This window comes from Succinivibrio dextrinosolvens DSM 3072, from assembly GCF_900167015.1.
Classification (GTDB): Bacteria; Pseudomonadota; Gammaproteobacteria; order Enterobacterales; family Succinivibrionaceae; genus Succinivibrio; species Succinivibrio dextrinosolvens.
On sequence record NZ_FUXX01000078.1, the window covers coordinates 1 to 3706 of the forward strand.

Annotated in this window: 3 protein-coding genes; all 3 read left to right on the forward strand. The window is 28.7% G+C overall.

Going from position 1 to position 3706, the window contains the following annotated elements; translation table 11 throughout:
* Positions 1-239: 239 nt before the first annotated feature.
* The 3 genes from B5D46_RS11760 to B5D46_RS11770 all read left to right on the forward strand — a co-directional run bounded on the left by B5D46_RS11760 (position 240) and on the right by B5D46_RS11770 (position 3293).
* A complete protein-coding gene (locus tag B5D46_RS11760; RefSeq protein WP_159443116.1) occupies positions 240-1352 on the forward strand; it encodes a glycosyltransferase in 1113 nt (370 codons plus the stop codon).
* Between the two features lie 27 nt (positions 1353-1379).
* Positions 1380-1949, forward strand: coding sequence for a serine O-acetyltransferase (locus B5D46_RS11765; protein ID WP_078929616.1), 570 nt, complete (start codon positions 1380-1382; stop codon positions 1947-1949).
* 117 nt (positions 1950-2066) lie between these two features.
* Positions 2067-3293 (forward strand): O-antigen ligase family protein, encoded by a 1227-nt coding sequence (locus tag B5D46_RS11770; RefSeq protein WP_143675688.1) that lies wholly within the window; start codon positions 2067-2069, stop codon positions 3291-3293.
* The last annotated feature ends 413 nt before the right edge of the window (positions 3294-3706 follow it).

Here is a 3706-nt window from a genome sequence, read left to right on the forward strand (position 1 = left end):
AGGTCAAATTAAAAGGTCGAACTCCTTGTGAAGTTAGGAATTCAACCTTAAAATTATCGTAAATTGTTTTTGTTCAATTTACTGGGGTCACTACAATCCGCCCATTTTTAATTATTTAGGGTTAGGGATACATTGAATGGAGATTATTAAAGCGTAATAACATTTGATTAAAAACATTTTTATGGGTGCCCTAAGAACATTAATATTTGATGAATAATATTTTAAAGGAAGCTATTAAGATGAAGAAAGTTGTTGCAGAATTTGTGTATTCATTGAATGATGGAGGCGCAGAAAATCTAATTAAAAATTATTGTAAACTGATTAATCGGAGTATATTTGATGTTATCGTTGTTGTCATGTATGACATTGGTGAAAGCGCTGTAAAAAGCACTTTGATGGATATTGGAATCCCTATTATATATATATATCCTAAAAGAAATCTTGTTTATCGTGGGATTAATTATATCTTTGGAAAAGAATATGTTATGTATAAAATGGGGCAAATTATAAATGACTATAAGATAACATCAATCCATGCTCATACTGCTGTGTTACGATATTTGTATTATTCAAAATCACATCTAAATAAAATTAAGCTTCTTTATACATGTCACAGTACTCCAAATAGATATTTCTCGGGAAGAATGAAGCAAGAGGATGCTGCTGCTAGATATCTTCTTAGACATAACGAATTACAAATGGTTGCATTACATGATGAAATGGCTGAAGAAATAAATTGTTGGTTTAATATAAATAATACTATTGTGATTAGGAATGGTTTGATATTAAGCGAATATAACAGGGCTGATTTCAAGAAAGAGCAAATTCGAAAAAAGTTGGGAATAAATAAAAATGCATTTGTAATAGGTCATGTTGGTCGCTTTATCGAAGAAAAGAACCATGAGCTTATCTTGAAGATTTTTGGTGAACTTAAGAAAAAAAAATCCTCGTCATTTTTATTACTTGTTGGTGATGGAGAATTAGAAAATGAGATAAAAAAATATCTTTATAATATTGGGGGGCAAAATGATTTTCTTATTCTTTCTCACAGAAATGATGTTCCTCAATTGTTATCTGCAATGGATGTTTTTTTGTTTCCTTCGAAGGTTGAAGGTTTAGGTATTGCCTTGGTTGAGGCGCAAGTATCGGCTTTGCCGTGTATCATTTCTGAAAATATTCCTAGGGAGGCTATAATATCAAATAATGTTTATGTCATGAAGAATTCAGAACCAGTGAATAGATGGATAAGAGCGATAGATGTATCTTTACAAAGGAAAAGTGAATGTGATAAAAACAAGTTATTAATGTATAACTTAGAGCATCAAGTCAGAATACTTGAAAAGTACTACTAATAACCACATAAAAAAGGTGTGATTTTGATGATAGAAACAAGAAAAGATCTTAAAGAATACTTGGAACAGGATAGACTGCAACTAGGGATAAGGCGAAAACGTCCGCGTTTTTTTTCAGATGAAATATGGAAATATGAAATTATCTTAAGAAAATATGAATATTGGTACAATCATAGAAATTCTTTTTGGGTAAAGATAGTTAGAAACTATTATAAGTTTTTATGGCATAAATGGTGTGTAAAATTGGGAATATCAATAGGTCCTAATGTGTGTGGAAAAGGCTTAAGTATTGCGCATATAAACGGAATACAGATTAATGGAGAAGCAAAAATAGGTGAAAATTTAAGAATACAGGAATGCGTTACAATTGGGGCATCCGGAGGTAAAGCTGCGCCCCAAATAGGTAACAATGTATATTTAGCATCGGGCTGTAAAATAATTGGTGATATAAAAATTGCGGATAACTGTGTGGTTGGTGCCAATGCAGTTGTAGTAGATGATGTTTTAGAAGAAGGTGTTACTGTAGCAGGCGTCCCTGCTAAGAAGATAAGTAATAATTGTTCACATGAATTTGTATTTTTTTATACTTTGAGATAATACATAAACAGTACGTGAATATTTTATATTGAATAGCTCTCATTTTTGTTTTACTTTTGTAGTTTATCTTATTAAGAATAAATGTTACTAATACATGGTATGGATTCTCATTATTTTGTGTTTGATAGAAATAGTTTTAAAACAAAATTAACTTCATTATTAACCTATTTTGTAATAATTCCATTTGTATATCCGAAAGGTTTTTCTGAGTATTTTTTAGTTTACAAAAATTTATTTATCACATGGTTATATTTTGCCGTATTTGCCGTGTTTATATTGTTTATATCTAATGTGAGAAATATAAAGTACAAGAAAAGCCATTGTATAATCATATGTTATTTTTTATATATGTTTATTGATACTTTTGTAATACGGTATTCCTTCGAGAATGCTTTACAAAAAATATTTGCTTCCCCTGCATTGTATTTTTTTTGCTGTATTTTAATTTCAAAAAACGCTTATTTATTCATAAAATCTCTTGCTAATATCCTGATTGTTCTTTTTTTTCTTAACTTTTTTATTTTTAACCCATTTTTTTTCGATAATTATTTTGATCCCGATAGGCTACATTTGTTATTTATTGGTCATGTTCAAGTAGCCTCTCAACTAGGATTGATCGGTGTTTTTATTGGATATTTACTTCTATATCGTCATAATGTTAGGAAAGCGAGTAAGCTTATTGTTCTTTCAATTGTAACTATGATAATGTCAAAAACAATTGCGTCATTATTCGTCATATCTTGTTTATTAGTTGGTTTTACATATATTTCTATATCAAAAAGACATTATTTATTACAGCTTAATCCTATAATTTATCTTGTTCTAACTACTTTTATTAATGTTATATTTTTAATACTCACTTATGTTGTAGGTTACAAATTTTCTTTTCTGGGAGAACCTACGACTTTTAATGGTCGAACTACTATTTGGAGAAATGCTCTTGAATTAGTTTCGCAAGAGCTAATTTTTGGTTATGGTGCTGCAGGGGTGAAAATTCAAGTGTATTGGAGTATGTTGACAAAAGATTCTTTAGGAATGTATTACGCTCATAATGAATTAATTCAAGAATTATTAAACGGTGGAATAATATTGTTGGCACTGTTTTGTTTTGTTATTTTTTTTCATATTGTTTATTTAAAAAATGTTAAAAGTAAAAAATTATTCTGTTTCTCAAATTTAAGTTTTTTTATATTTTCTTTTATAATGATTTTTGAATCACCGACTGAGTACCAGTATATCTATATTTTTTTAGCAATTTTGGCTTATTTGCCAGAAATTGAGAATTCGTTTACAACTTATCTTTTAGATTATTTTAAATTAAACTATAAAAGAAAATGGCTATGATTGTATTACAAAGTACAATATTTTTCTCCTGTTAAATTTGCAAAAGCAAGGAGGATATTCCTCTTTTAATGAACTTTAAGAGTTAATATCTTGTGAAAAAAATTATTAAATTTAAATATTCTCAATTAAAGTTTTTTAGAACAAGAAAATTACTTACAAAAGTAATAAATACAATTACGCTAAGGATTAGAACTAATTCGTTATAATTAGTTCGAATATAATCTGATGTCATTCCCAGACTTCCTGCTATTCGTTTGATAACACCCATAACTTTATGGAATAAAATTTTCTGCCATAACACCTAAAGAGAGGTTCTTCCTATATGAATAGTATGTAGAGAATGGAAATAAATTTAACGGACGCAATTTCCAGACTCTAGGTACTTCAAAATAAGCTTGTATTCCTAGGTTCAC

Excerpts from the sequence above, each read along its gene's own strand:
- B5D46_RS11765 (WP_078929616.1), top strand. The coding sequence starts at position 1,380 with ATGATAGAAACAAGAAAAGATCTTAAAGAATACTTGGAACAGGATAGA.
- B5D46_RS11760 (WP_159443116.1), top strand. The coding sequence starts at position 240 with ATGAAGAAAGTTGTTGCAGAATTTGTGTATTCATTGAATGATGGAGGC.